This window comes from Micromonospora sp. WMMB482, from assembly GCF_019038635.1.
In the GTDB taxonomy this organism is placed as follows: Bacteria; Actinomycetota; Actinomycetes; order Mycobacteriales; family Micromonosporaceae; genus Micromonospora; species Micromonospora marina.
In genome coordinates this window covers 694,881-719,065 of record NZ_JAHOPD010000020.1, presented here as the reverse complement: position 1 = coordinate 719,065, position 24,185 = coordinate 694,881, and the positions used below count along the sequence as shown (strand labels likewise).

31 protein-coding genes, 2 tRNA genes and 1 pseudogene are annotated in these 24,185 nt (G+C 72.4%); 17 read left to right on the top strand and 17 right to left on the bottom strand.

Annotated elements, in window-relative coordinates; all coding sequences use genetic code 11:
- Positions 1-6 precede the first annotated feature (6 nt).
- Positions 7-2,115: a ThuA domain-containing protein gene (locus KSK32_RS04175; protein ID WP_216928633.1), complete on the top strand. Its 2,109-nt coding sequence runs from the start codon at positions 7-9 to the stop codon at positions 2,113-2,115.
- Positions 2,116-2,288: 173 nt separating this feature from the next.
- A complete protein-coding gene (locus tag KSK32_RS04170) occupies positions 2,289-3,296 on the top strand; it encodes a sugar phosphate isomerase/epimerase (protein WP_216928631.1) in 1,008 nt (335 codons plus the stop codon).
- Between the two features lie 132 nt (positions 3,297-3,428).
- On the opposite strand, the gene KSK32_RS04165 is transcribed toward KSK32_RS04170, so the two are convergent.
- Positions 3,429-4,613 (bottom strand): ROK family transcriptional regulator, encoded by a 1,185-nt coding sequence (locus tag KSK32_RS04165; protein WP_216928629.1) that lies wholly within the window; start codon positions 4,611-4,613, stop codon positions 3,429-3,431.
- 97 nt (positions 4,614-4,710) lie between these two features.
- Positions 4,711-5,097 (bottom strand): hypothetical protein, encoded by a 387-nt coding sequence (locus KSK32_RS04160; RefSeq protein ID WP_216928628.1) that lies wholly within the window; start codon positions 5,095-5,097, stop codon positions 4,711-4,713.
- Between the two features lie 268 nt (positions 5,098-5,365).
- On the opposite strand from KSK32_RS04160, the gene KSK32_RS04155 reads away from it, so the two are divergent.
- The 4 genes and pseudogenes from KSK32_RS04155 (at position 5,366) to KSK32_RS04140 (ending at position 7,269) form a co-directional block, all read left to right on the top strand.
- Positions 5,366-5,438: transfer RNA gene (locus KSK32_RS04155), tRNA-Asn, on the top strand.
- A gap of 207 nt (positions 5,439-5,645) precedes the next feature.
- Positions 5,646-5,840, top strand: a pseudogene (locus KSK32_RS04150) (MMPL family transporter); the annotation flags it as partial.
- Positions 5,833-7,068, top strand: a complete 1,236-nt coding sequence (locus tag KSK32_RS04145; protein ID WP_216928626.1) for an NAD(P)/FAD-dependent oxidoreductase — start codon at positions 5,833-5,835, stop codon at positions 7,066-7,068. The pseudogene KSK32_RS04150 and the gene KSK32_RS04145, both read left to right, overlap by 8 nt.
- 124 nt (positions 7,069-7,192) lie before the next feature.
- Positions 7,193-7,269 (top strand) — tRNA-Ile (locus KSK32_RS04140).
- A gap of 260 nt (positions 7,270-7,529) precedes the next feature.
- Here the strand turns inward: KSK32_RS04140 and KSK32_RS04135 are convergent.
- From KSK32_RS04135 to KSK32_RS04125, 3 genes are all read right to left on the bottom strand, one after another.
- Positions 7,530-7,874, bottom strand: a complete 345-nt coding sequence (locus KSK32_RS04135) for a hypothetical protein (RefSeq protein WP_216928624.1) — start codon at positions 7,872-7,874, stop codon at positions 7,530-7,532.
- A gap of 70 nt (positions 7,875-7,944) precedes the next feature.
- On the bottom strand, positions 7,945-8,325 hold the full coding sequence (locus tag KSK32_RS33185; protein ID WP_254186935.1) for a hypothetical protein: 381 nt from the start codon (positions 8,323-8,325) through the stop codon (positions 7,945-7,947).
- A 489-nt stretch (positions 8,326-8,814) separates the two neighbouring features.
- Positions 8,815-9,282, bottom strand: coding sequence for a hypothetical protein (locus KSK32_RS04125; protein WP_254186934.1), 468 nt, complete (start codon positions 9,280-9,282; stop codon positions 8,815-8,817).
- 73 nt (positions 9,283-9,355) lie between these two features.
- Between KSK32_RS04125 and KSK32_RS04120 the strand changes: the two genes are divergently transcribed.
- Positions 9,356-9,796: a hypothetical protein gene (locus KSK32_RS04120; RefSeq protein ID WP_289256491.1), complete on the top strand. Its 441-nt coding sequence runs from the start codon at positions 9,356-9,358 to the stop codon at positions 9,794-9,796.
- Between the two features lie 53 nt (positions 9,797-9,849).
- Here KSK32_RS04120 and KSK32_RS04115 read toward each other — a convergent pair whose 3' ends face one another.
- Both KSK32_RS04115 and KSK32_RS04110 read right to left on the bottom strand, forming a co-directional pair.
- Positions 9,850-10,641, bottom strand: coding sequence for an aminoglycoside N(3)-acetyltransferase (locus KSK32_RS04115; protein ID WP_216928618.1), 792 nt, complete (start codon positions 10,639-10,641; stop codon positions 9,850-9,852).
- 86 nt (positions 10,642-10,727) lie between these two features.
- Positions 10,728-10,919, bottom strand: a complete 192-nt coding sequence (locus KSK32_RS04110) for a hypothetical protein (RefSeq protein ID WP_216936509.1) — start codon at positions 10,917-10,919, stop codon at positions 10,728-10,730.
- Between the two features lie 65 nt (positions 10,920-10,984).
- Here KSK32_RS04110 and KSK32_RS04105 point away from each other — a divergent pair, with 65 nt between their 5' ends.
- Positions 10,985-11,572 carry a GNAT family N-acetyltransferase gene (locus KSK32_RS04105; protein WP_216928616.1) on the top strand — a complete coding sequence of 196 codons (588 nt, stop codon included), beginning with the start codon at positions 10,985-10,987 and terminating at the stop codon, positions 11,570-11,572.
- A gap of 26 nt (positions 11,573-11,598) precedes the next feature.
- On the opposite strand, the gene KSK32_RS04100 is transcribed toward KSK32_RS04105, so the two are convergent.
- Entirely contained in the window at positions 11,599-12,066 is a 468-nt protein-coding gene (locus KSK32_RS04100; protein ID WP_216928614.1) for an SRPBCC domain-containing protein, read from the bottom strand.
- Positions 12,067-12,237: 171 nt separating this feature from the next.
- Between KSK32_RS04100 and KSK32_RS04095 the strand changes: the two genes are divergently transcribed.
- The gene (locus KSK32_RS04095; protein ID WP_216928612.1) at positions 12,238-13,008 is read left to right on the top strand and encodes a GNAT family N-acetyltransferase; all 771 of its coding nucleotides are present in this window, start codon (positions 12,238-12,240) and stop codon (positions 13,006-13,008) included.
- A 41-nt stretch (positions 13,009-13,049) separates the two neighbouring features.
- On the opposite strand, the gene KSK32_RS04090 is transcribed toward KSK32_RS04095, so the two are convergent.
- Complete coding sequence (locus tag KSK32_RS04090) at positions 13,050-13,742, bottom strand: hypothetical protein (RefSeq protein ID WP_374226691.1); 693 nt, start codon at positions 13,740-13,742, stop codon at positions 13,050-13,052.
- Positions 13,743-13,825: 83 nt separating this feature from the next.
- On the opposite strand from KSK32_RS04090, the gene KSK32_RS04085 reads away from it, so the two are divergent.
- Entirely contained in the window at positions 13,826-14,209 is a 384-nt protein-coding gene (locus tag KSK32_RS04085; protein ID WP_216928610.1) for a hypothetical protein, read from the top strand.
- Positions 14,210-14,312: 103 nt separating this feature from the next.
- Here KSK32_RS04085 and KSK32_RS04080 read toward each other — a convergent pair whose 3' ends face one another.
- Both KSK32_RS04080 and KSK32_RS04075 read right to left on the bottom strand, forming a co-directional pair.
- On the bottom strand, positions 14,313-14,834 hold the full coding sequence (locus KSK32_RS04080) for an SRPBCC family protein (protein WP_216928608.1): 522 nt from the start codon (positions 14,832-14,834) through the stop codon (positions 14,313-14,315).
- A gap of 3 nt (positions 14,835-14,837) precedes the next feature.
- Complete coding sequence (locus tag KSK32_RS04075) at positions 14,838-15,146, bottom strand: metalloregulator ArsR/SmtB family transcription factor (protein ID WP_216928606.1); 309 nt, start codon at positions 15,144-15,146, stop codon at positions 14,838-14,840.
- 87 nt (positions 15,147-15,233) lie between these two features.
- Between KSK32_RS04075 and KSK32_RS04070 the strand changes: the two genes are divergently transcribed.
- On the top strand, positions 15,234-16,163 hold the full coding sequence (locus KSK32_RS04070) for an LLM class F420-dependent oxidoreductase (RefSeq protein WP_216928604.1): 930 nt from the start codon (positions 15,234-15,236) through the stop codon (positions 16,161-16,163).
- 235 nt (positions 16,164-16,398) lie between these two features.
- Here KSK32_RS04070 and KSK32_RS04065 read toward each other — a convergent pair whose 3' ends face one another.
- Positions 16,399-16,749 carry a hypothetical protein gene (locus KSK32_RS04065; protein WP_216928602.1) on the bottom strand — a complete coding sequence of 117 codons (351 nt, stop codon included), beginning with the start codon at positions 16,747-16,749 and terminating at the stop codon, positions 16,399-16,401.
- 67 nt (positions 16,750-16,816) lie between these two features.
- Between KSK32_RS04065 and KSK32_RS04060 the strand changes: the two genes are divergently transcribed.
- Complete coding sequence (locus KSK32_RS04060) at positions 16,817-18,043, top strand: FAD-binding protein (RefSeq protein WP_289256490.1); 1,227 nt, start codon at positions 16,817-16,819, stop codon at positions 18,041-18,043.
- 22 nt (positions 18,044-18,065) lie between these two features.
- On the opposite strand, the gene KSK32_RS04055 is transcribed toward KSK32_RS04060, so the two are convergent.
- Positions 18,066-19,205: a site-2 protease family protein gene (locus KSK32_RS04055; protein WP_216928600.1), complete on the bottom strand. Its 1,140-nt coding sequence runs from the start codon at positions 19,203-19,205 to the stop codon at positions 18,066-18,068.
- Positions 19,206-19,302: 97 nt separating this feature from the next.
- Here KSK32_RS04055 and KSK32_RS04050 point away from each other — a divergent pair, with 97 nt between their 5' ends.
- Both KSK32_RS04050 and KSK32_RS04045 read left to right on the top strand, forming a co-directional pair.
- Positions 19,303-19,587, top strand: a complete 285-nt coding sequence (locus KSK32_RS04050) for a hypothetical protein (protein WP_216928598.1) — start codon at positions 19,303-19,305, stop codon at positions 19,585-19,587.
- Positions 19,584-19,994, top strand: a complete 411-nt coding sequence (locus KSK32_RS04045; protein ID WP_216928596.1) for a hypothetical protein — start codon at positions 19,584-19,586, stop codon at positions 19,992-19,994. The genes KSK32_RS04050 and KSK32_RS04045 overlap by 4 nt, the downstream gene beginning before the upstream one ends.
- An 82-nt stretch (positions 19,995-20,076) precedes the next feature.
- Here the strand turns inward: KSK32_RS04045 and KSK32_RS04040 are convergent, their stop codons facing one another.
- From KSK32_RS04040 to KSK32_RS04030, 3 genes are read right to left on the bottom strand one after another with little or no spacing between them, the layout of a single operon-like run.
- The gene (locus KSK32_RS04040) at positions 20,077-20,265 is read right to left on the bottom strand and encodes a type II toxin-antitoxin system VapB family antitoxin (protein ID WP_216928594.1); all 189 of its coding nucleotides are present in this window, start codon (positions 20,263-20,265) and stop codon (positions 20,077-20,079) included.
- A 50-nt stretch (positions 20,266-20,315) separates the two neighbouring features.
- Positions 20,316-20,516, bottom strand: coding sequence for a DUF397 domain-containing protein (locus tag KSK32_RS04035; RefSeq protein WP_216928593.1), 201 nt, complete (start codon positions 20,514-20,516; stop codon positions 20,316-20,318).
- The gene (locus KSK32_RS04030; RefSeq protein ID WP_216928590.1) at positions 20,509-21,387 is read right to left on the bottom strand and encodes a helix-turn-helix transcriptional regulator; all 879 of its coding nucleotides are present in this window, start codon (positions 21,385-21,387) and stop codon (positions 20,509-20,511) included. The genes KSK32_RS04035 and KSK32_RS04030 overlap by 8 nt, the downstream gene beginning before the upstream one ends.
- Positions 21,388-21,754: 367 nt before the next feature.
- On the opposite strand from KSK32_RS04030, the gene KSK32_RS04025 reads away from it, so the two are divergent.
- Entirely contained in the window at positions 21,755-22,069 is a 315-nt protein-coding gene (locus tag KSK32_RS04025) for a DivIVA domain-containing protein (RefSeq protein WP_216928589.1), read from the top strand.
- Positions 22,066-22,320: a hypothetical protein gene (locus KSK32_RS04020; protein WP_216928587.1), complete on the top strand. Its 255-nt coding sequence runs from the start codon at positions 22,066-22,068 to the stop codon at positions 22,318-22,320. The genes KSK32_RS04025 and KSK32_RS04020 overlap by 4 nt, the downstream gene beginning before the upstream one ends.
- A gap of 13 nt (positions 22,321-22,333) precedes the next feature.
- Here the strand turns inward: KSK32_RS04020 and KSK32_RS04015 are convergent, their stop codons facing one another.
- Complete coding sequence (locus KSK32_RS04015) at positions 22,334-23,185, bottom strand: alpha/beta hydrolase (RefSeq protein ID WP_216928586.1); 852 nt, start codon at positions 23,183-23,185, stop codon at positions 22,334-22,336.
- 112 nt (positions 23,186-23,297) lie between these two features.
- Between KSK32_RS04015 and KSK32_RS04010 the strand changes: the two genes are divergently transcribed.
- Positions 23,298-24,182: an ABC transporter ATP-binding protein gene (locus tag KSK32_RS04010; protein ID WP_216928584.1), complete on the top strand. Its 885-nt coding sequence runs from the start codon at positions 23,298-23,300 to the stop codon at positions 24,180-24,182.
- The last annotated feature ends 3 nt before the right edge of the window (positions 24,183-24,185 follow it).

Genomic DNA, 24,185 nt, shown 5'->3' with positions numbered 1-24,185 from the left:
AACCGGATGAAACTCGTGCGTACCGCGCTGGGGGCGGTGACCGCCGTCCTCGCCGTCATCGCCTGCACCGTCCCCGTGGGCCCGGCGGCCGCCGCCGACGCCCCCTACGACGTGCTCGTCTTCTCCAAGACCGCCGGCTTCCGCCACGACTCCATCGCGGCCGGCACGCAGGCGGTACGGGAACTGGGCGCGGCCAACAACTTCACGGTCACCGCGACCGAGGACGCCGCCCAGTTCACCACCGCCAACCTGGCCCGCTTCGAGGCGGTGATCTTCCTCAACACCACCGGGGACGTCCTGAACGCCACCCAGCAGGCGGCGTTCGAGGCGTACATCGGCGCCGGCGGCGGGTACGTCGGCGTGCACTCCGCCGCCGACACCGAGTACGACTGGCCGTTCTACGGCAACCTGGTCGGCGCCTGGTTCGCCTCCCACCCGGCCATCCAGCCGGCCACCGTGAAGGTGGAGGACCGGGCGCACGCGGCCACCGCGCACCTACCCCAGCGGTGGAACCGCACCGACGAGTGGTACGACTACCGCACCAACGCCCGGTCCACCGCGCACGTACTGGCGAGCCTGGACGAGTCCACGTACTCCGGCGGCTCGATGGGCGGCGACCACCCGCACGCCTGGTGCAAGACGTACAGCGGCGGCCGGTCCTTCTACACCGGCGGCGGCCACACCCAGGCGTCCTACGCCGACGCGGCGTTCCGGGCGCACCTGCTCGGCGGCATCCGCTACGCCGCCGGGCGCACGAAGGCCGACTGCCGGCCGGAGACCGGCTACACCGCGCTCTACGACGGCGGCACCACCGGCTGGTCGCAGGCCGGGCCGGGCAGCTTCACCAACGCCGACGCCACGCTCACCTCGGTCGGTGGCATGGGCCTGTACTGGTACAGCGCGAAGCAGTTCACCAACTACTCGCTCAAGCTGGACTGGCGGCTGGCCGGTGACGACAACTCGGGCGTGTTCGTCGGCTTCCCGCCGTCGAGCGATCCGAACTCGGCGGTGAGCAACGGCTACGAGGTCCAGATCGACCCCACCGACGCGGCCGACCGGACCACCGGCGCGGTCTACGGGTTCAAGTCCGCCGACCTGGCGGCCCGGGACGCGGCGCTCAACCCGGCGGGGGAGTGGAACACCTACGAGATCCTGGTCGAGGGCGAGCGGCTCCAGGTCTTCCTCAACGGCGTCCGCATCAACGACTTCACAAACACCGACCCGGTCCGGTCGCTCGCCGGGCACGTCGGCATCCAGAACCACGGCACCGGCGACGACGTGTCGTTCCGCAACATCCGGATCAAGGAACTCGGCGGCACGCCGCCGCCGACCGGCGACACCACGGTCCAGGCCGAGGCGTTCGGTTCGGCGAGCGGTGTCAGCGCGTACCCCAAGGCCGGTGCCAACGGCGGCCAGACCCTGGGGTACGTGGACCCGGGCGACTGGGCCGCGTACCCGGGTCTGAACCTGACCGGTGTGACGTCGCTGCGCGCCCGGGTGGTCTCCGGCGGCCCGGGCGGCACGCTCCAGGTGCGGACCGGGTCGCCCACCGGCCCGGTGCTCGGCCAGGTGGCGGTGCCGAACACCGGTAGCTGGACGACGTTCGCGGACGTGAGCACCGCGCTCACCGGCGTGCCGTCCGGTACGCAGACGGCCTACCTGACGTTCACCGGCAGCGGCTCCGGGCTGTTCGACGTCGACGACTTCACGCTGGTCCGCTCGACCGGCACCGGCGGCTCCGGGCCGATCAGGGGGCTGGCCGGCAAGTGCCTGGACGTGCGGGGCGGGTCGTCGGCCGACGGCACGCAGATCCAGCTCTACACCTGCAACGGCTCGTCGGCACAGTCCTGGACGGTGACGCCGAACGGGCCGGTGAAGGCCCTGGGCAAGTGCCTGGACGTGTCGGGTGGCGGCAACGCCAACGGCACGAAGATCCAGCTGTACGCGTGCAACGGCACCGGCGCGCAGACCTGGTCCGCGCAGGCCGACGGGACGGTACGCAACCCGCAGTCGGGCAACTGCCTGGACGTGTCCGGCAACAACCCGGCCGACGGCACGGCGGTGCACCTGTGGACGTGCACCGGCGCGGCGAACCAGCGCTGGACCCTGCCCTGACGGAGGCCATAGAGTGGAGGCGGCGACCGCGAGGTGGCCGGTGACCCGGCGGGAGGCGCAACCCGTCCGGGAGCAGACGCTCCGGCGTCCACCGGTTCCCACGCGCCGCCGCCTCCGGTCGTCCTCGCCCCGGTCCGCGACGGAATCCCCCATCACCACAGGGGAGAAGGACAATGGCGCGACCCATCACGCTCTTCACCGGCCAGTGGGCCGATCTGCCGTTCGACGAGGTCTGCCGGCTCGCTGCCGAGTGGGGCTACGACGGGCTGGAGATCGCCTGCTGGGGCGACCACTTCGAGGTGGACAAGGCGCTCGCCGACGACTCGTACATCGAGCGCAAGCGGGCCACCCTCGCCAAGCACAACCTCCAGGTGTTCGCCGTCTCCAACCACCTGGTCGGCCAGGCCGTCTGCGACCACCCGATCGACGAGCGGCACCAGGACATCCTGCCCGCCCGCATCTGGGGCGACGGCGAGCCGGAGGGGGTGCGGCAGCGGGCCGCCGAGGAGATCAAGGACACCGCGCGGGCGGCGGCGAAGCTCGGCGTACGCACCGTCGTGGGCTTCACCGGCTCGTCCATCTGGCACACGGTGGCGATGTTCCCGCCGGTGCCGCCGGCCATGATCGAGCGCGGCTACCAGGACTTCGCCGACAGGTGGAACCCGATCCTGGACGTGTTCGACGAGGTGGGGGTGCGGTTCGCGCACGAGGTGCACCCCAGCGAGATCGCCTACGACTACTGGACCACGAAGCGCACGCTGGAGGCGATCGGGCACCGGGAGGCGTTCGGGCTCAACTGGGATCCGTCGCACTTCGTCTGGCAGGAACTGGACCCGGTGAACTTCATCTTCGACTTCGCCGACCGGATCTACCACGTCGACTGCAAGGACGCGAAGGTCCGTACCGGCGACGGGCGGCGCGGCCGGCTCTCCTCCCACCTGCCCTGGGCCGACCTGCGGCGCGGCTGGGACTTCGTCTCCACCGGCCACGGCGACGTGCCGTGGGAGGACTGCTTCCGGGCGCTGAACGCGATCGGCTACGACGGCCCGATCTCGGTCGAGTGGGAGGACGCCGGCATGGACCGCCTGGTCGGCGCGCCGGAGGCGCTCCAGTTCGTCCGCCGCCTGGCGTTCGACGCCCCGAGCGCCGCCTTCGACGCCGCCTTCAGCAGCCGCGACTGACCCCCGCCACACCCGCACCCCGCACCCCGCACCCCACGCTCCCGCGATCTTGCACTTGCGGCCCTCCGATAACGGACCAACCCGGCATCCTGCGGGCCGAAAGTGCAAGATCGGCGGGGGTGGGGGTGGGGGTTAGCGGGCGGCGTAGGTCTGGGTGCTGACCAGGTGGGCCGCGCCGATCAGGCCGGCGGTGTCGCCGAGGTCGGACAGGACGATCGGCATGCTGCCGGTGGCCAGCGGCGTGGAACGCCGGTAGACCACGCCCCGGATCTCCGCGAGCAGGACCGGCCCGATTCCGGCCGGCGCGCCGCCGATGATCACGATGGCCGGGTTGACGAAGCTGACCAGCCCGACCAGCACCCGCCCGAGCCGGCGGGCGGCGTCGCGGACGAGCGTCTGCGCCGCCGGGTCGCCCTCGGCGGCCGCCGCCGCGACGTCGGCCACCGACAGCGTCCCGACCGCGGCCAGCCGGTCCGCCAGCGCCGTCGAGCGCCCGGCCCGCGCGGCGCTGACCGCCTCCCGCACCAGTGCGACATCCCCGCAGTACGCCTCGACGCACCCGTTGTTGCCGCAGCCGCACAGCGGCCCGTCCTCGGTGAGCTGGAAGTGGCCGATGTCGCCGGCCCCGCTGGCCGCGCCCCGGTAGAGCGCGCCGGCGAGCACCAGCCCGCAGCCGATCGCCTCGCCCAGCTTGACGTAGAGGAAGTCGTCGAACGGCCGGCCGGTGCCGGCGTGCCGCTCGCCGAGGGCCATCGCGTTGGCGTCGTTGTCCACCTGCACCGGGCAGCCCAGCTCGGCGGCGAGCGTGTCGCGTACCGGGAACCGGTGCCAGCCGGGCAGGGCCGGCGCGGAGACCGGCGAGCCGTCGCGGACCTCGACCGGCGCGGGCAGCGCCACGCCGACGCCGGTGAGTGAGGACAGTCCCGCCTCGACGCGCAGCTTGCCGAGCAGCTCGACGATGCGCCCGACCACCACGTCCGGGCCGAGCCGGACGTCCACCGGCTCGTCATGCCGGGCGAGCGGGTTCAGTTCGCCGTCGGTGAGCGCGACCCGCAGGAGGCCGTCGCCGACGAGCACCGCGCCGAACCGGACCTGCGCGCCGACGCGCAGCAGCGACGACCGGCGGCCGCCCCGCGACGCGGCCGGCCCCGCGGTCTCCAGCAGGCCGAGCGTGGTCAGCCGGTCCACCTCGGCGGCGAACCGGGCCCGGGGCAGGCCGAGGAGGTCGGCCAGCTCGACCCGGGAGCGAGGGCCGTCGTCGCGCAGCAGGCGCAGCAGTCGCGCCTGATCCGCCGTCTCCGGTCCGACCATCGGCAATGTGGCCACCTCCCCACGGAGAATGTGCCACATCCGTGCCCACGCACACGGGAGCGGGCCGGTCACCCGGAGGTGACCGGCCCGCTGTCCGCTGGTGTCAGAGCGTGGTGCCGGTGCTGGACGGCTTGGTGCTCGTACCGGTCGTGGTCGAGCCGGACGCGCTGGCCGAGCCCGTCCCGTTGGCGCTGCGGCTGCCGACCGCGGCCGGCGTGCCGGCGAACGGCTTGTCGGCTTCGGTCATGCCCGGCTTGCCGCCGTTGGTGGCGAGCTTCTCACCGAGCTTGGTCTGCCCCAGCTTGTCCTTGCCCTCCGAGTAGAGCCGGTTCGCCTGGGCCTGCGCGACCCCGGCCGCCTCCTGGACGGTCGGGTGGTCGAGCACCTTGCGCCCACGGACCACCAGCTCCTCGTACTTCTCCCGGCCGGCACGGGCGCCCAGGACGAATCCCGCAGCCAGCCCGCCAAGAAACATGATCTTTCCGCGCATGGCGGCTCCTTCCGTACCTGACGCTCTCGCCGGTTTCCGCCAGCTCGGCGGAATGACCGTCTCGCGCCTGCGTTCTCTGTCGACGACTAACTACCCATCCTGCTCTCCGCTCATGCCTCCCTGTGCCGAGATGACGATTTGTCCGTAATCCTGGTGCGTCAGCCGGTCAGGCTCTCCTCCGGTAACCCCCTGGCGCACCACCCCCCGATGTCCTGTACTCTTGTCCCCGTCGCACGGAGCGGAGAGATCCGAACCGGGCGGTGCACGGTCCCCTGTAGCTCAATTGGCAGAGCAGCCGGCTGTTAACCGGCAGGTTATTGGTTCGAGTCCAATCGGGGGAGCTTCGCTCCACGTCACGCCCGTCGGATCGCCGGCGGGCGTTCGTCGTTCCCACGCCCCGCCCACGCCCGGGCTGCCCGGTTTCCGCCCCCGGCCCTCGCTCGCCCGGCAGGATGGTCGGCGTCGACCTAGACTCCCACTGCGTCGATTGATGCGTCGATTCGAGGACGGTGGAGATGGCCCACTTCGCCGAGGTGCACAGCGCCGAGGCGCTCGCCGTGCTGCCGCTCGTGGTGCTGGGCGGGGCGGTCGCCGTCGGCGTACTGCTGGACACCGTCGTGGTCCGCTCGCTGCTGGTGCCCGCGCTCGCGTACGACATCGGGCCGAAGGTCCGGTGGCCGGGCCGGTTGTCGCGGTCGCACCGCGAGGGCGACCGCGCCGGGGCGGGGGTGGACCGTGGCTGACACGGACGTGGTGGTCGTCGGCGGCGGCCTGGCCGGCCTCGCCGCGGCCCGGCGGCTGCACCGCGCCGGCGTGCCGTGGCGGCTGCTGGAGGCGGGCGACCGGCTCGGCGGGCGGGTCGCCACCGACCGCGTCGACGGGTTCCTGCTGGACCGGGGCTTCCAGGTGCTGAACACCGCGTACCCGCGCCTGGCCGGCCTGGTCGACGTCGGCACTCTCGGCATGGGCTGGTTCACCTCAGGCGTGCTGGTGCGCCGCGGCGACCGCCTGGAACGCCTGGTCAACCCGCTGCGCGAACCCGCCGGGGCGCCCGGCACGCTCACCGCCGGCATCGGCTCGCTGACCGACCGGTTGCGGTTCGCCACGCTCGCCGCCGGCTACGCCACAGTGCCGGTCGGGCGGCTGCTCGGCACGCCCGAAACCAGCGCCGAGAAGGCGCTGCGCCGGGCCGGGCTCTCCGACGCGATCATCGAGGAACTGCTCCGGCCGTTCCTGTCCGGCGTGCTGCTCGACCGCGAGCTGGCCACCTCCAGCCACGTCCTCGCGGTCATCATGCGCTCCTTCGCCCGGGGCCGGATCGGCCTGCCCGCGGACGGGATGCAGGCGCTACCGAGGGCGGTCGCCGCGCCGCTGCCGGCCGAGCTGATCGAGCTGAACACCCCGGTCACCGAGGTCGCGCCCGGCCGGGTCCGCACCCCGTCCGGCGAGATCACCTGCCGCGCCGTCGTGGTCGCGGTCGACCCGCCCGCTGCGGCCACGCTGCTGCCCGGCCTCGATCGGGTACGCATGCACGCGTACACCACCTACTACCACCGCACCGGCACGGCGCCGCTGGACGAGCCGATCCTGCTGCTCGACGGCGACCGGCGCGAACTCGTCGCCAACACGGTGGTGATCAGCCGGGCGGCGCCCACATACGCGCCGGACGGCCAGCACCTGGTCGCCACCTCCGTGGTCGGCCCGCAGGCCCCGCCGGAACCGGTGATCCGGCGCGAACTGGACCGCCTCTACGGCCGCTCCACCGCCGACTGGACCCACCTCACCACTGTCACCGTGCCGGACGCGCTCCCCGCCGCCCCGCCACCGCAGGGCCGGCTGCGCAAGCCGGTGGCGCTCGGCGACGGCCTGTACGTGGCCGGGGACCACCGGGACAGCCCGTCCATCCAGGGGGCGCTCGCCAGCGGTTGGCGTACGGTCGGCGAGGTTCTCGCGGCGTTGCGGCGCGCCTGAGCGATTGGTCGGCGGGTTGCGCGTTGTTATCCTCGCGTTGCCCATCGTGCTGTCGCGGCAGTGTTTCCGCCCGGTAGGTGGTGGTCCGCGCAACGATCGGCGGGTTACGATCCGGCGCGGTCACGGGGCGGTAGCTCAGCCGGTTAGAGCAGGGGACTCATAATCCCTCGGTCGCGGGTTCGAACCCCGCCCGCCCCACCAGTTGTTTGCCCTGGTCAGCCGTGGCGGCGGCGACCCGAGCCGATCGCGTCGAGGCCCGGTCCGACGCTCTCGGTCCGCACTGAGTCCGCAGCAGCGCGACCCGCCGCCCGCCGTTGACGCCGGTCACCGACTCCGCCACCAGCAGCTGTCGCGTCAGTACAGCCAAGACCTTCCGAGGACGCCGACGCCCACCCGACAACGGCGGACGCGCTGACCGGGAGCGCCGGGCGGTCACCTGACCAGCCGTCCGAGATCTTCTGCTAACCCCCAGCCCGCTTCCGATCCCGGCGAATGAGCAGCACGAACACAGCGGCACTGACCAATGACAGTGCCGCCATGACAAGCCCGCTGGATTGCTTGTCCGAAGGGCCGGTGAGGATGGCTACCGCGAGCACGCCGGTGATGATCGAAATGACTGCTGACATTCCCCGGTTGACCAGACGATGATGTCGACGGTCGGTCTCAATCATCTCCGCGCGCTCGGCTTCGCTCCGGTCCGCCACCCCGAAGCGTGATGGGTAACCCATCAAGAAGAGAACCCCGAGCCCTGAGACGATGACGATGGCCACGAGGATCGACTTCAGCACGGCGGCGAATTCCATCATCGACCAACGTACTGAAGATGGAGGCCAGGGGGAATGACACAGTGGCCGGTTCAGGCCCTGCCCAGCCGAGCTACCAGTACCTGCCACAGGTCGGCTCGAGCTTGTCGACCGCGCTCTCCAGGTCGCCCGTGTCGCTCGCCATCTTCACGATCGCTTCCGCATATTCGAGCTTGGGCTTGATCGAGCGGACCTCGGCGCCCTTCCGGCCCGCGGCCATCATGAGCGGCCCGAACTTTCTCCGCAGCATGCGGTCCTGCTGCTCAGGGGCCACCCGGTTCGTTGCCGCCTCAAGGTTGACCAGCCGGTCGATCGCCTCCGCCCGGGCGTTGACGAGTTCGGCCTCCACTGTCGAACTGGCGGCGACCCCGGCCAGGATGATCAGGCCGGCGATGGCCTTCTCCAACGGACCTCTGACGGCGGTGCAGGCCGCCTTGTTGCTGGTGGTGGCCACTTGCGTGGCCTTCTTGGTCGTGGGCGCCGCCGCAGGGGAAGCCGAGGACCGGGGGGTTCCGGAGGACCTTGGCGTCCCCGAGGGGCGAGGGGTCGCGGAGGGCTCGGGTGCGAGGCTCGGTGTGGCCGCCGGCGTCGTGGGCACGGGAGTGGGCGACTCCGCGGAGGTGCTCGCCGCCACGGCGGTGGGCGTGCTCGGCATCTCGTCGGCACGGCCACACGCCGAGGCGGGGAGCAGCGTCGCAGCAACCGCCACGCAGAGGCCGAGCCGTCGTACCGTCACGTCGTATCCCATCTCGCGATCTTGCGGAAGCGTGACGATACATGTCGGACGCCGTGCCGACCATCAACCGGCTGGACCGCTGACTCACTCGGGGCGGTGGCCGACATCAGCCGCCTCATTGAGGGCGTCCCCGGAGTGGAGTTCCGAGGCGGCTGGTGCCGGGCTGAGCCGGGCCCGCCGCGGGAGATCCCTCCGGTTTCCCGGCGCTCAGGGCTTGGGCACCACCTGGACGATGCTGCTGCCACCGGTCGTGGTGCTGCCCCCGTCGATCACTGAGGTGACCAGGTCGTAGAAGCCCGGCCTGGCTGCGGAACCGATTACGATCGTGCTGACGGGACGTTCCCCGGGAGTGCCGGCCGGCCGGACCGGTGCGGCCGAGAAGGTGACCAGCCCTGGGACCGTCGAAGCGGCCTTGAGATCGTCCACCGTGCCGTACGGGCCCGTCAGCCGCGCGGCCAGCTCGACCTGCGGCGAGGTGGAACTCGGCTCGTCCGGGGACTCGACCGTCCAGTGGACGGTCAGGGTTTGGCCCGGCTGGTACGGCCTGTCCACGTCCAGGGCCTCACAACAGGTGTACGTCGGCGGCGCTGCCGCCACCTCCGATGGTCCGGCGCCGCAGGCTGCCAGGAGCGGCACTGCGAGGCAGCAGAGAAGGCGCAGGCGCGGCGAGCTCATGCGCAGGATCGTAGGCGGGGCTCGCCGCTGCCAGGGGGCGGCGGAGAAATGCGCGGCGACCTATGGTTGCCGCGTGAAGAGACGCTTGTGGGTGGTGTCGGCGCTGGCCGTGTCCGCGCTGCTCGCCGTACCGGTGACCGTCGTCGGCGTCCACGCGACCCACCCCCGGGACGAGAGCGGATACCTGGCGTACCTCAAGCAGTACGGCGATCGGCAGAACGACAGGCCGCTGGCGGTCTTGCCGCCGGCCGCGGACATGGTCGCCGAGGGTGACGCGGCGTGTGACTGGTTGCGCGAGCAGCCGTACGCGCTGTGGCGGCACGATCCGGAGTACCGCGAGCTGGTCGTCTTCGAGCGCTACGTCCGGCAGGTCGAGAACCGCTCGCCGGCCTGGGGCAGTGAGCTGCCCGATCGGCGATCGGTGACGGGAGCCGCGTGGAACCACCTCTGCCCGGCAGAGTGGGAACTACGCCAGCCCCGCCGTAACCCCTTCGCCCCCAAGCCGCCGGACTGAACGAGCGTCCCGTCGTGCCCGGTGCCCTCGCAAGCTCAACGCGAGGCGGGAGGTCAGCCCCCGCGGTTCGCGGCCATCCAGGCGGTGGCGAAGTCGACCAGGGCGCGCTGGCGCATGACCCGGGCAGTGGCGCTGCCGACATGACCGATCGTCGCGCCGCCCGTGGCCTCGAAGTCGGCGCCCAGCCGGTCGAAGTCGTCCTCGTCGGTGACGACGTCTGTCCACTCGGTCCACCGGCTCGTGCCGTCCGGCAGCCGTACCGCCGAGCCAGCCACCGCCCGCGGCGGCGAAGCCTGCCGCCATTCCGCCAGGTGCAGCGAGGTGTTGGAGCTGTGGTCGCAGCCGAGCAGCAGCACCTTGCCGTCGAGCCGGTACACCGCGCCGAGCGGGGAGTGCTCACCCAGCGCGTCGTCTAGCCGGTGGCCCTCCACGACGTCGGCGGCGTGCGCGCCGAGCGCGGCGAAGGACACCTGCGGGTGGTCGCTGCGTCGTGCGCCCGGCCAGGTGCGTACCGTCTCGGTGACGGCGCCCATCCACCGGCTCGGCGTGCGCGCCGGGTCGAAGCCGGGTGTCTGCTCGCGGATGACCGGCCACCACGCGTCGGGTACGGGCGGATGCCGCCACTCCGCCGGGTCCGTGTTGTCCGGCGTGTGCGTCGGCACGACGAGGGTGCCCTCCGGCCCGAGCGCCGCCAGCAGCGCCAGCACCACCGCCTCGGTGCCGCCGGCGACGAACCCGAGACTCCGGTACGACGAGTGCAGCAGCAGGACGTCGCCCGGGATCACGCCGAGCATGCGCAGGTCGGACGCGAGTGAGCTGACGGTGTGCGGTGCGGCCTGGTCCACGCGGCGCAGTGTAGGCGGTTGCGTGCCCGGGCCGGCGCTCGCGGAACCGCTTCGCCGGCACCGGGATCCCGGCGTGGACGAGCGGATCACCCCAGTACTGGTGCGAACCGCAACCCCGCGAGGCCGACCGGCCGGGCCGGGTAGGTCGCCCGGCACACCCAGGCCAGGATGTGGCAGGCCCCGGCGAAGAACGGCTGGTCGGCGCGCTCCCAGGCGAGTCGCTGGTCGGCCCGTTCCCGCGGTGTACGCCGGAAGACGCCCGCTGCCGTCACCGCCATGGCTCGCACCCTAGCGACACGCGGGCGACTTGACACCCGGGGCGGGCGGCGGCGGACAGTCGGGCATGCGCTTTCCACTGTCCACACCACCCGCCGTTCCTGCGGGCACGCTCACCACCGGCCCGCAGCCCACGCTGTCCACGGCCGACGGCCTGGTCCTGCGCCCCTGGGCGGACGAGGACGCACCGGCCGTCCTGGCCGCGTACCAGGATCCGGAGATCCGCCGCTGGCACACCCGCCGGCCCGCGTCCCCGGAGCAGGTGCTCGACTGGTTCGCTCACCTCCACCGGTCCTGGCGGCAGGAGACGGGCGCGAGCTGGGCGGTGACGCGCGACGGCCGTGAGGTGGTGGGCCGCATGACGTTGGGCGGCGTCAACCTCGAAGACGGCGAGGCCGCGTGCGCGTACTGGGTGGTTCCGGCCGCCCGCGGCGCGGGCGTGGCCTCCGGGGCGCTGCGGGCGGTGAGCGCGTGGGCGCTCGCCGAGGGCCGGCTGCACCGGCTCTGGCTGGACCACTCGACCGGCAACGCGGCGTCGTGCCGGGTGGCGGTGAAGGCCGGGTTCCGGCTGGAGGGCACCAAGCGCAGCGCGGCCGTGCACGACGACGGACGGCACGACATGCACCTGCACGCCCGCGTCCGCGGCGACGACTGACCACGACCGCGCGGCCGCCGTCGTGGTCAGGTGCCCGATTCGAGGTACGTGGCCAGGTGCGCCAGCGAGGACGCGATGCCCTCCTCGTGCACCGCCTGGTCGATGCCCAGGGGTACGCCGGTGGCGGTGACTGTCACCTCGGTGCCCTCGCCGGCCGCGGTGAGGTGCCAGTTCATGTTCATGGTGCCCGCGTACGCCGCGTCGTCGGCCTGGAACACGGCGGTCTGCACCACCCGGTGCGCCGGTACGAGTTCGGCGAACCCGACGTCGACCACGTCGGTGGCGTCCGACGTCTTGCCGGGGTTGCCGGCCGTGTCGAGGTAGGTGAGCACCATCCGGAAGCCGTCGCCCGGGCGTGGATCCCAGCGCTCGATCCGCCCGCCCATCCCGTCCGGCGGCAACCACGCCTCCAGGGCGGCCCGGTTGACGAGCGCGTCGTACACCGCCGCCGGGTTCGCGCCGATCGTCCGCCCGCCCCGATCGATCCTGCCCACCCCCCAACCCTAGGCCCTGCCGCGCCCCTGCCCACGGGCGTGCTCGTCGATCTTTCAGCTGTGGCGGTGAACGAATGCCGCCGAGCAGGGCGATTCGGGCGCCACAGCTCAAGATCGGCGGGAAGCGAAACCGGGGGGCGGGACCGGGGCGTGCCCGGTACGCTCCCGCGAATGCCGGTACGACCCCACGCCGAAGACCCCGCCGATGTCCTGCTGCTCGGCGACGACGACACCCCGCTGGCCCGGATGCGGCTGCGGGACGACGACGGCACGCGCGTCGCGGCCGAGGTCCGGCCGCTGCCCGAGGCGCCGCTCACCCGGCTCGTCGCGCAGGTACGGCGCGACCTCGCCGGGCACCGGCTGGAGACGCCCGACGAGGCGCTGGCGGCCGCACTGGTGGCCGACGGCCTGAAGCTGCACCGGGCCGCCACCGACATGCGGCACGACCTGACCGGCGTACCGGAACCGGTGGTGCTGCCGGACGGCTGGTCGCTCGGCGCCCCCGGCTGGGACGACGACCTCGCCGAAGGGCTGGACGCGGCGTACGGCCCGGACCACCCGGACGGCCGCTGGCAGCCCGGCGACACCCGGGAGGTACGGGCGATGTTCGACACCGGCGAGCCGGTGCCGCCCCTGGTGCCCGCCTCGGCCCGGCTGCTCGACCCGGACGGCCGCAGCGCCGGGCACGTGCTGTGCGCCGGACCGGTGCCGTGGACCGACGACGACTGCGTCTGGATCCTCAACCTGGGCGTCGCGCCCCGCGCGCAGCGCCGCGGATTCGGCCGGGCGCTGCTCGTCCACGCGTTGCGCGGCGCGCGGGAGGCGGGCCTGCCGTCCGTCGGCCTGTCGGTGGTCGACGGCAACCCGGCCCGCCGGATGTACGACGCGGCCGGCTTCCGCGTCCTCACCCGGGTGCTCACGGTCCGGATCCCCGACGCGTAGGCCCGCTCCGAACGTCGGCGCGGTCCCCAGCCGGCGAACTCTCAGGCGCCGGTGAGCAGGGTACGGTGCTCGGACCAGAGCCAGCGCAGGTAGTCGCGCAGCCGTTCGGGGGTGGCCGTCCACCCCTGGCCGGGATAGCGCAGCAACCGGCTGACCTCGCCGGCCACCAGGTCGTACCCGGCCGCGCCGGTCTCCGGCACCGCTGCGTCCGGTGCGACAGCCACGGGCAGCGGGACCATCGGGATCCGCACATCGGCGTCGTCGCAGGCCCGCAGCACGGTGAGGTAGACCCGGACCAGGTGGTACGGCGAGACGACGAGCGCGACGCTGCCGACGCCCAGGGACCGCACCTGCTCCACGACCCACGCGGCCTGCCGGCCGGTGCCGGTGACCGGTTCGGCCTGGAGCACGACCCCGTCGGTCCGGCGCAGGCCGAGCCCGCGCAGCCGGTCGAGCGTGAGCGGGCGGTAGGTCCGCTCGGCCGGATCGGTGTTCGCCACCAGCAGGTGCCGCAGTGCCGGGACGCTCTCCCAGAGGCCGATCGCGTCGGTGAGACGCCAGTCCTCGCCCTGGCCGGTGGGCACCACGAGCGCGTCCACCCGCCCGGCGGCGCGGTGGGGGAGCGTGAGGACCATCGTGACCGCCTCCAGCACCGCCAGGATCCGGTCCGCGGGGACGTCCGCGAACGCCTCCGCCGGCACGAGCCGTGGCAGCGGGCGGGACACACTCGTCACGCCCGCGATCTTGCCACCCCGGGCCGGAAATCGAGTACGGATGCTCAGGCATCCACCGGCCACGGCCGGGAAGGATTTCCGGTGTGACGACGAGACGTACGCTGCTCGGCGGTCTGCTCCTGGCGCTGGCCACGGCCGGTGCCTGGGCGGCCTGGCTGAGCTGGGAGTCCGGCTGGACCGTGGACCCGGAGACCGGCGCGACGAGCGGGCCGTACGCGGTCTGGCAGGTCGCCGCCGCGGTGCTGACCCTGGGTGCGCTCGCCGCGGTCGCCGGCTGGTGGTTGAACATCTGGCTGGTGGCGACCGTGATGACTGTGGCGTTCACCGTGCCGTGGGCGGTGCACGCGGCGTCGACCGACGACAGCGGCCTGTGGGCGGTGGGGGCGGCGCTGGTGGCGATCGGCACCACGATCGGTACGACGCTCGTCGGCGGCGCCGCCGGCTGGCTGCGCCGCCGGACGGGGTGACGAGTCGGATGCCGCGCCAACGCCGGCAGCACGCCCGGATGCCCCTCGCCTGGCTGCTGCAGACCGCGCCCGCCGACCACCTCGACGCATAGGGCGCGGCGGGTCAGTCGTGGCCCAGGCGTTCGGCGTACGCGTCGCGCAGGTCCGCCCAGCCGAAGTCCTTCGCCTCCGCGCCCCGGATCGGGCCGACCGGGTCGCCGTCGAGCAGACGGCCGGCGACGTCGAGGCAGAGGTGCCACCCGGCGGCCGTCATCGGGGCGAGGCCGGGCCGGCCGACCCGGTGCCGCAACGTGAGTGTGGTGCCGTCGCCGGTCGGGGCCAGCTCCCAGCGGAGCAGATCGTCGCCCCAGGTGTACTCCAGCAGGGCCGGCCGGTCCGCGCGCAGCACCCGGGCCGGCGCCGGGTGGGTCTGCTCGCCGTCGACGGTGCTCAGCACGGCGTCACCGGTACGGCCCAGGTCGCGGTCGGCCAGGAACGGCGCCCAGGCGGCGAGCTGATCCGGGTCGGTGAGCGCGGCCCACACCTTCTCCGGCGGGTGCCGCAGGTCGCGGACGAAAACCAGTTCGTTTTCGGGCGTCAGCTTGACCCGGGCGAGCGGGCCGGGACGGAACGTGTCGCGGTCCATCTGTCACTCCTGACTGTCGAGATGGCGTTCCAGGGCGTCGAGATGGGTGGTCCACATCGACCGGTACGGTCCGAGCCAGTCGTCGACGGCCCGCAGCGGTGCGACGTCGACCCGGTAGATCCGTCGCTGCGCCGCCGTGCGGCAGGTGACCAGACCGGCGTCGCGGAGCACCCGCAGGTGCTTGGAGACCGCCGGCTGGCTCATGCCCAGCGCGTCCACCAGCTCGCCGACGCTGCTCTCCGCCCGGCGCAGCCGGTCGAGGATGCGGCGCCGGGAGGGCTCGGCCAGCACGGTGAAGGCGTCGACGGTCACCTGCCTAATATGCCTCACCGGTTATATGCCTGACAAGGAATGACAGGTCGCGCTGCCCCGGCACGGCCGGCTCCATATGCTCGGGGGATGGAACTGCGGATCTTCACCGAGCCCCAGCAGGGGGCCGCATACGACCAGCTCCTCGCCGTGGCCCGCCGGGCGGAGGAGACCGGCTTCGCCGCGTTCTTCCGCTCCGACCACTACCTGAAGATGGGTTCGGTGAGCGGTGATCCCGGCCCGACCGACGCCTGGACCACGCTCGCCGGGCTCGCCCGCGACACCACCCGGATCCGGCTCGGCACGCTGATGAGCGCCGCCACGTTCCGGCTACCAGGCCCACTGGCGATCACCGTGGCGCAGGTCGACCAGATGAGCGGCGGCCGGGTCGAGCTGGGCATCGGCACCGGCTGGTACGCCGAGGAGCACACCGCGTACGGCATTCCGTTCCCGCCGCTGGGGGAGCGGTTCGACCGGCTGGAGGAGCAGCTCGCGGTCATCACCGGGCTCTGGTCGACCCCGGAGGGCTCCACGTTCGACTTCCCCGGCACGTACTACCCGGTCAGCGACTCGCCCGCACTGCCCAAGCCGGTGCAGCGCCCCCGCCCGCCGATCCTGCTCGGCGGCATGGGGCCGAAGCGCACGCCCCGCCTGGCCGCCCGGTACGCCGACGAGTTCAACCTGCCGTTCGCCTCGGTCGAGGACACCGTGGCGCAGTTCGGGCGGGTACGCGACGCCTGCGCCGAGATCGATCGCGACCCGTCCACGATGACCTGGTCCAACGCTCTCGTGCTCTGCTGCGGCCGCAACGAGGCCGAGGTGAGGCGGCGCGCCGAGGCGATCGGGCGCGAACCGGACGAGCTGCGCGCCAACGGCGCCGCCGGCACGCCCGCCGAGGTCGTCGACACGCTCGGCCGGTACGCCGAAGCGGGCAGCGCGCGCGTCTACCTCCAGGTGCTCGACCTGGCCGACCTGGACCACCTGGAGCTGGTGGCCGCCGAGGTGATGCCCCAGGTCTGACCGCCGGCGCGCTGCCCGCAGCGGATCCATCAGGGGCCCCCGGCCCCCGGCGAGATCTTGGTACGAAACGGCCCCCATAGGGGCCCTTTCCTGCCAAGATCTCCAACGATCCCACCTAGCGGAACGTCAAACGCCCGCGATCTTGGAGTTGTGGCACCTGGCGAGCCTCGCTTAACCGAACAATCCGGGCGCCACAACTCCAAGATCTGTGCCCAGTCGCGTCGGCGGCGGTGCGTCAGCGTGGGGTTGCGCGGCGGACGGTGTCGAGGCGGCCGTCGCGGTCGCTGTCCAGGTACGTCACGTCCGGCACACCGTCGCCGTCCAGGTCGACCTGCACCACGTCGGCCACGCCGTCGCCATCCAGGTCGGTCACCACCTCGACGGAGCCGTCCAGGTGCCGGGTCACGATCGACCGGCCCGACGCCTGGCGCGGCGGCGGCCCCGGGTGGGGCACCGGGTCCGGCTCAGGCTCCGGCGTGGGCCCCGGCACCGGCGCGGTGGCAATGGGCCCCACGCCGGTCGGGTCGATCTCCTCCTCCGACGGGTACACGTCGCCGCGGAGGCTCGGGTCGCGGTAGCTGCTCATCCCGCCAGGATTCCCGCCGAGTGGCCGGGGCAACCCTGCCGGCGCATGATGGCGCATGATGCAGCGCATGACGGACACGAACTGGGCCGGAAACGTCAGCTGGTCGGCGCGTACCCGATCGCGGCCGACCTCGGCCGACGAGCTGCGCCGGCTGGTCGCGGAGGCCGACCTGGTCCGGGCCGTCGGCACCGGCCACTCGTTCAACCGGCTCGGCGACACCACCGGCATCCAGGTCGCGCTGGACGGCCTGCCACCCGCCGTCGCGCTCGACCCCGAGCGGGGGACCGTCACCGTCGCGGGCGGCGTCCGCTACGGCGACCTGGCCACCGCGCTCCAGGCCCGGGGGTACGCGCTGGCGAACCTCGCCTCGCTGCCGCACATCTCGGTGGCCGGCTCGGTCGCCACCGCCACCCACGGCTCCGGCGCGCGGAACCGCAACCTCGCCGCCGCCGTCGCCGGGCTCGAACTGGTCACCGCCGACGGCGACCTGATCACCGTGGACCGCGGTGACCCGCGCTTCGCCGGGCTGGTGGTCAACCTGGGCGCCCTGGGCGTGGTCACCCGGCTCACGCTCGACGTGGTGCCCACGTACGCGGTGCGCCAGCACGTCCGTCTCGGCCTGCCCCGCGCCGCGCTGGACGAGGCGCTCGACGCCGCGTACAGCGTCAGCGTCTTCACCTCGTGGCGGTCGGAGCGCTTCGACCAGGTGTGGGTCAAGCAGGACGCGGACCAGGCGCCGCCGCCCGCCGACTGGCTGGACACGGCGGCCGCCGACTCGCCCCGGCATCCGGTGCCCGGCATGTCGCCGGAGCACTGCACCGCGCAGCTCGGTGAGCCGGGGCCGTGGCACGAGCGGCTGCCGCACTTCCGGCTCGGCTTCACCCCGAGCAGCGGCGACGAGTTGCAGTCCGAGTGGCACGTCGCCCGCAGCGACGCGTCGGCGGCGCTCGCCGCGCTCGACCCGGTCGCCGAGCGCATCGCCGCCGTGCTCCAGATCTGTGAGCTGCGTACGGTCGCCGCCGACGAGCTGTGGCTGAGCCCGAACTTCCAGCGCGACTCGCTGGCGCTGCACTTCACCTGGGTCGGCGACCCGGTGGCTGTCGCGCCGGTGCTGGCCGAGGTGGAGGCACGGCTCGCCCCGTTCGCGCCGCGCCCGCACTGGGGGAAGCTGTTCGACCGCGATCCTGCTGGCGCGTACCCCCGGCACGCCGACTTCGCCGCCCTGCTGCGCGAGTTCGACCCGAAGGGGAAGTTCCGCACCGCCGAGATGGACCGCTACTTCCCCCGGGACTGAGCCGGCTTTCCTCGGGACTGGCTCAGCGCCCGGCGGGCATCTGCTGGCGCAGACTGCCGCGCTGGACCGCCCGGCTGATGTCGCTGGGCGAGACGATGCCGACCAGCTGGTCGTCGACCACCACGAGGGCCCGGCCGTCGGTGCACTCGTTGAGCCGGGGGAGCAGGTCGGTGAGTTGCTCCTCCGGGCGGGCGAGCACCAGTTCGTCGGCCCGGCAGGACACCTCGGCCAGCGTGGTCGACGCGCGGCGGTCCGCCGCGATGCCGCGTACCCGATCGAGCGTGACCAGGCCGACCGGCCTGCCGCCGTCGGTGAGCGGCAGCGCCGAGTGCCGGTACGCGAACAGGTAGTGGTCGACGAAGTCGGCCACCGTCAGGTCGCCGGACGCGGTCTGCGGCTGCGGCGTCATCACGTCGCCCACCCGGACGCCGCGCAGCGCGTCGCCCATCCGGGCGGCGCGCTCCTCCTGGCCGGCCGCGCCGAGCAGGAACCAGCCGATCAGCGCCAGCCACAGCCCGCCGAACCCGGCGCCGGTGAAGAACCGCCACAGCCCGAGTCCGATCAGCACGACACCGAGCACCCAGCCCGCGCGGGCCGCCACCACCGACGCCTTGGTCCGGTCGCCGGTGAACTTCCAGACCGCCGCGCGCAGCAGCCGCCCGCCGTCGAGCGGGGCGGCGGGCAGCACGTTGAAGACCGCCAGCAGGACGTTGATGCCCGCGAGCCAGGACAGCGCCCCGAGCAGCAGGCCGTCCCCGGCCGTCACCGCGACCGCCACCGCGATCGCCGCGAAGAACACGCCGATGATCAGGCTGACCAGCGGCCCGACCCCGGCGATCCGCAGCTCGGCGCCCGGGTTCCTCGCCTCGCCCTTCAGCTCGGCGACGCCACCGAACAGCCACAGCGTGATGCCCTCGACCTCGATGCCGTTGCGCTTGGCGACCACCGCGTGTGCCACCTCGTGGGCGAGCAGACCGAGAAAGAAGACCACAGCGGCGGCCAGGCCGGCCGCGACGTAGGCGACGGGGGAGTGACCGGGGTACGAGGAAGGGAACAGGCTCGCCGACAGTGCCCACGCGATCAACACGAAGATGACCAGGACACTCCAGTTGACGCCGACCGGTACGCCGGCGATTCGACCCAGACGGAAACTCGCCCTCATGTTCCCGTCATACCCGGCGGACCCACTCGCACACCAGGGCCGGACGACGCCCGCGTGCCGTATCGCAAGCGGAGTATGCGCGAGCTATGGTGAGAGTATGACGCGGCGCATCACGATCAGCCTGCCCGACGACGTGGCCGAGTACGTCGAGCGGTCGCAGGGGACGACGTCCGGCTTCATCGCCGACCTGCTCCGGCGGAAGATGCGGGCGGACGGCCTACGAGCCCGATGGGCCGAGCACGGCTATGTGGTGACCGACGAGGACGTCGATCGGGCCCGCCGGAGGCTGGCCCAGCAATCGCCGATCACCGACGAGCAGCACGAGCGGAACATGGAGTGGCTGCGCCAGTTCGGGGACGCTGACGGGGCGGCCGCCGCGTGAACGGGCTTGTCCTGGACACCTCCGCACTGCTCGCGTACGCCGCGGGGGACAGCGTCGAGCCGGGTGCGCTGCTGACCCTCGCGCAGGAGGATCCCGAGCAGGAGGTGTGGATCCCGGCGCTCTGCCTCGGGCAGGCGCAGCTTCAGGTCGCGGGTACCCCTGCCGCCGACCTGCTCGATCTGCTCCTCGACGCGGACCGGGACATCCAGATCGCGGTCTATGACGGCCCGACCAGCCGACGGGTGGCGCGGATCGCGGCGAGCTGCAAGGTGCCGCTCGACGTGGCCCACGCGATCACCACCGCCGTGCTCTACCGCTGCTACCTGGTGACACGGGACGCCGAGACGGTGGCGGCAGCGGCGCCGCCCGACCTCGAGGTTCTCGACATCTCCGACTCGTGGGAGTGAGGACCGGAGCCGCTTCGGCCATCGGGCAGGCGCCGACTTGTCGCGGCAGACAATGCGCCCGCCTCGTGCGGCTAACGGCTCGTCATCTGCTCGGGTCGGTGAGATCGGGCAGGCCGCCGCTCTTGAGCCAGTCGGCGAACTCCCGTCGCTTCTCCCGGTTGACCGAAGCCTGAAGCGCGGCGTTGACGGTGGCACTCTTGGCGCCGGTGGTGAGGATCTCCCCGGCCTCGGCCAAGAGTTCGTCGTCGACGTCGCGGGTGGTTCGGGACATGTACGCCTCTCGTTCGACCAGTCGGAGGAGCAGATGTCACTTTCGCCGGCTCAGCGGCTCAGGGTCTTGCTCTTGACGGCCCGGATGAAGGCGGCCCAACTGCCCGGCGGGAAAGCGAGAGCCGGGCCGGTGGGGTCCTTGCTGTCGCGGAGCCCGACCACGCCACTCAGGTTGTCGGCGACCTCGACGCAGTCGCCGCCGTTGTTGCTGCGGCTCGACTTGCGCCAGACGGCGCCGGTCAGGTCAGGCACGGGAGTACTCCTCTGCGACTTGCTGGATCAGATTCTTCGATCGGGACTCGTTGAGGGCTCGGCCGGCCATGTCCGCCCAGATGGCGTCGTAGGCGGCGATCTCGTGCGGCTTGTCGAGGTAGATCGCCCCGGTGGCGGCCTCCAGGTAAGCCACGGGCGGTTCGGCCTCCTTTCCGCTGCTGTCCCGAGGGAATCTCATGATCGAGAATCCTCCGGCCATCGCCCCGGCGTGAAGTCCGGCAGAAAAAGTCAGCACCTGTACGGTTACGTTCGGTAGTTCGGCGGCCTTCAGGATCTGGTGTAGTTGCTCGGCCATGATCGTTGCGCTGCCGACCGGCCGGCGCAAGACTGCCTCGTTCATTATTACGGTCAGTTGCGGAGCCGAGAACCGGGTGAGAAGCCCCTGCCGTTCGATCCGGAGCTGGATTGCGCGTTGCCGCTCCTCGCTGGCGCCAGCATCGATTGAACCACCCGGCATCTCGAATACCTGCTCGGCGTAGGCGCGGGTCTGGAACAGGCCCGGAACCAGTTCGGGCTGATACTTGCGGATGTCGGAGGCGGCGGCTTCTAGGCCGATGTAGAGCTGGAACCAGCGCGGCAGGCCCGAGCCGATGTAGTCGTGCCACCAGTTCTTGTTTTCTCGCGTGGCCGATGCCATGGCGAGAACCAGTTCGGCGTCCTCCTTCGAAGCGCCGTAGAGCTTAAGCATCTCCTTCACGTCCGCCGCGCGGAACCGGACGTTCTCGGCACCGCTCTCGATGCGATAGAGGGTTGCCCTCGCCCGGTCCAGTTCCTCGGCGGCCTTCTCCATCGTCAGCCCGGCAGCCTTGCGGAGGGATTCGAGCTTCCTGCCCAGCTGTCGCCGAAGCATGGTCGATCCCGTTACGGCCTGTGACACCCCTGCCTCCGATGGTGAAGTTCCTGGTCGACGCGCCTCCGCTCAATTAAACGCCGCTGATGTATCAGAAACAATAGACATGTCACGCTGAGTTCTATTAAGCGTATGCGGCTTCAATGCGACGCTCTCTGTTAGACGTTGCATTTGATTAGGTCCGGTGCTTCACTGCCTCTGCGGCCATTGTGGAGTTCTCGCTGCTCAGTGGCCATGTGTGCCCTGCTGACGTACTGCTGGTCGAAGGCTGCGGTGGCAGGTGCCGGGGTGGGTCCGCCGGTGCGGGGCGGGCCGGCGGGCCCGCCCTTCCACGGTTCGATCTCGACGGTGAGAGGCAGGTTCTGTCATGCGCGTCTTCCTCCGGCGTGTCCGGCGTCGCCAGCGGTCGGTCCTCGGATCGACCTGCTACCGCTCGTCGGCCTACCACCCGCTGCGTCCCTGGCAGGTGCGCGAGCGGAGCTTCCGGACGACCCCGCTGGGCCGGCGCGGGCTCGACCCGCAGGACGTGCGGGAGTTCCTCGACCGCGTCGCCGGTGACCTGGCCGCCGTCTACGACGCGCTGGGCCAGAGCCGCCGGGAGACCGACCGGATCAAGAACGCGCTGCGCCGCTGGCAGTCGGAGCAGGCCCAGGCCCGCAACGAACGGGGATACGACAGGTGACCGAGCGCTGGGTGATCCACCTGCCGGTCGTCGTCAACGACCTGCTCTCCGCTCAGCGGCTGGCCCGGGTGGTGGCGCACTGGACCCACGTCCTGCCACAGACCGAGCCCGGCGGCACCACTGTGTCGGCGGAGGACGACCAGAACGTCCGCCACTGGGTGTTCTGCGACCGGTTGCTGGCCGGTGGGCAGCGGTGTCTGCTCCGGCCCGGACACGACGGTGAGTGCTCCCGGCGGTTCCGGCCGCGATGAATGCCTGCCTGGGTCAGTGCCGTCGAGGGGCCTCGGCGACCACTGTCGGGGAGAACTCGTTCGCCGCCTCGACCGCCCACTCCAGCGCGAAGTCCGCCTCCTCCTCCCAGCCCGGTTCGCCGCCGACGAAGTGCGACCGGCCGGGGAACTCCCGGTAGCCGGTGAGCGCCGTCGAACTCCGGTAGAGGTTGGCGATGCTGCTCGCGAGCGACGCGGGCACCACGTGGTCCTCGCCGCCCGCGGTGATCAACAGTGGGGCGCGGTCGCTGCGCTTCTTGTCGATCTCGGTCGCCGACTTCGGGTCCAGGTTGGCGAACGCGGCCTCGAACAGCACGTGCCCGGCGCCCGGTACGGCGTAGCGCTCCCAGGCGGCGTCGGACTGCTCCTGGCTGATCGTGTTGCCGAAGGCGTACCGGAAGTCCTCCGGAGTGAACGGCACGGCGCGGTGCCGGTTCGCCGGGTTGTGCAGGATGGAGTACCCGGACCGCAGCGTGCTGGGCGGCAGCTTGAGCACGCCCCGTACCGGCGCGGGGTGCACGGCGACCACCGCGGCGCCGAGGCGCCGGTCGGCCAGCAGCTGGGCGATCAGGCCGCCGAACGAGTGGCCCATGACGATCGGCGGGCGCGGCAGGTCCCGGATGATCGCCTCGTAGTGGTCGGCGATGTCGGCGATGCGCTGCGCGGCGATCGGCGACGGGTCGGCCCGCAGCTCCTCCACCTCACGGTCCATGCCGGGCCAGGCGGGCGTGAGCACCTGGAAGCCGCGCGTGGTGTACCGCTGCGCCCAGTGCTCCCAGCTCCGCGAGGTCATCCAGAGCCCGTGGATGAGCACGATCGTGTCGACCCGTCCCGTCGGTGCGCTCATGCCGCGGCATACCCCGCCCGGCGCGGTCCTCACTCCGCCCTGACAAATGTCACGGCCGGAAGGTGACTGCCGCTCCGGGCAACCGGACACCCTACGCCGGAGCATCGTGGGCATGACCGAACCCGCACCGGCCGTGGACCTGGCCGGACTCACCAAGACCTTCGGCCCGGTGACCGCCGTCGACGGGCTCGACCTGCGGATCGCCCCCGGCGAGGTGGTGGCCTTCCTCGGCCCCAACGGCGCCGGCAAGACCACCACCGTCGACATGCTGCTCGGGCTGGCCCGCCCGGACGCCGGCACGGTCCGCCTCTTCGGCGGCGGCCCGGCCGACGCCGTCCGGCTCGGCCGGGTCGCCGCCGTGATGCAGACCGGCGGCCTGCTCAAGGATCTCACCGTCGCCGAGACGGTACGGATGACCGCGCACTTCTACGGCCACACCCGGCCGGTGACCGAGGTGCTGGAGCGCGCCGGCATCGCCGGGATCGCCGACCGCGCGGTGGGTAGGTGCTCGGGCGGTCAGCAGCAGCGCCTGCGGTTCGCGCTCGCGTTGCTGCCCGACCCGGACCTGATGGTGCTGGACGAGCCGACCACCGGCATGGACGTCGAGGGCCGGCGCGACTTCTGGCAGGCGATCCGGGCCGACGCCCGCTCCGGCCGGACCGTCCTGTTCGCCACCCACTACCTGGACGAGGCCGACGCGTACGCGGACCGGATCGTGCTGATCCGCCAGGGCCGCGTGGTCGCCGACGGGACCACCGCCGAGATCAAGAACCTGGCCGCCGGCCGGGTCGTGCGGGCCACGCTGCCCGGCGCCGACCAGGCCGCGCTCGCCGCGCTGCCGGGCGTCCGGTCGGTCGAGGTACGCGGCGACGTGGTGCTCGTGCACAGCGAGGACTCCGACGTGGTGGCCCGGCACCTGCTGACCCGCACCGGCGCCCGGGACCTGGAGATCACCTCACGCAACCTCGAGGACGCGTTCCTCACCCTGACCGCCTGAACC

Bases quoted from the DNA above. Each gene is read 5' to 3' on its own strand.
- KSK32_RS04175 (WP_216928633.1), top strand. From the start codon at position 7: ATGAAACTCGTGCGTACCGCGCTGGGGGCGGTGACCGCCGTCCTCGCC.
- KSK32_RS04170 (WP_216928631.1), top strand. From the start codon at position 2,289: ATGGCGCGACCCATCACGCTCTTCACCGGCCAGTGGGCCGATCTGCCG.
- KSK32_RS04160 (WP_216928628.1), bottom strand. From the start codon at position 5,097: ATGCGCGGAAAGATCATGTTTCTTGGCGGGCTGGCTGCGGGATTCGTC.
- KSK32_RS04135 (WP_216928624.1), bottom strand. From the start codon at position 7,874: ATGATGGAATTCGCCGCCGTGCTGAAGTCGATCCTCGTGGCCATCGTC.
- KSK32_RS04125 (WP_254186934.1), bottom strand. From the start codon at position 9,282: ATGAGCTCGCCGCGCCTGCGCCTTCTCTGCTGCCTCGCAGTGCCGCTC.
- KSK32_RS04110 (WP_216936509.1), bottom strand. From the start codon at position 10,919: ATGGCGGTGACGGCAGCGGGCGTCTTCCGGCGTACACCGCGGGAACGG.
- KSK32_RS04105 (WP_216928616.1), top strand. From the start codon at position 10,985: ATGCGCTTTCCACTGTCCACACCACCCGCCGTTCCTGCGGGCACGCTC.
- KSK32_RS04095 (WP_216928612.1), top strand. From the start codon at position 12,238: ATGCCGGTACGACCCCACGCCGAAGACCCCGCCGATGTCCTGCTGCTC.
- KSK32_RS04080 (WP_216928608.1), bottom strand. From the start codon at position 14,834: ATGGACCGCGACACGTTCCGTCCCGGCCCGCTCGCCCGGGTCAAGCTG.
- KSK32_RS04070 (WP_216928604.1), top strand. From the start codon at position 15,234: ATGGAACTGCGGATCTTCACCGAGCCCCAGCAGGGGGCCGCATACGAC.
- KSK32_RS04065 (WP_216928602.1), bottom strand. From the start codon at position 16,749: ATGAGCAGCTACCGCGACCCGAGCCTCCGCGGCGACGTGTACCCGTCG.
- KSK32_RS04060 (WP_289256490.1), top strand. From the start codon at position 16,817: ATGACGGACACGAACTGGGCCGGAAACGTCAGCTGGTCGGCGCGTACC.
- KSK32_RS04055 (WP_216928600.1), bottom strand. From the start codon at position 19,205: ATGAGGGCGAGTTTCCGTCTGGGTCGAATCGCCGGCGTACCGGTCGGC.
- KSK32_RS04050 (WP_216928598.1), top strand. From the start codon at position 19,303: ATGACGCGGCGCATCACGATCAGCCTGCCCGACGACGTGGCCGAGTAC.
- KSK32_RS04040 (WP_216928594.1), bottom strand. From the start codon at position 20,265: ATGTCCCGAACCACCCGCGACGTCGACGACGAACTCTTGGCCGAGGCC.
- KSK32_RS04030 (WP_216928590.1), bottom strand. From the start codon at position 21,387: ATGCTTCGGCGACAGCTGGGCAGGAAGCTCGAATCCCTCCGCAAGGCT.
- KSK32_RS04025 (WP_216928589.1), top strand. From the start codon at position 21,755: ATGCGCGTCTTCCTCCGGCGTGTCCGGCGTCGCCAGCGGTCGGTCCTC.
- KSK32_RS04015 (WP_216928586.1), bottom strand. From the start codon at position 23,185: ATGAGCGCACCGACGGGACGGGTCGACACGATCGTGCTCATCCACGGG.
- KSK32_RS04010 (WP_216928584.1), top strand. From the start codon at position 23,298: ATGACCGAACCCGCACCGGCCGTGGACCTGGCCGGACTCACCAAGACC.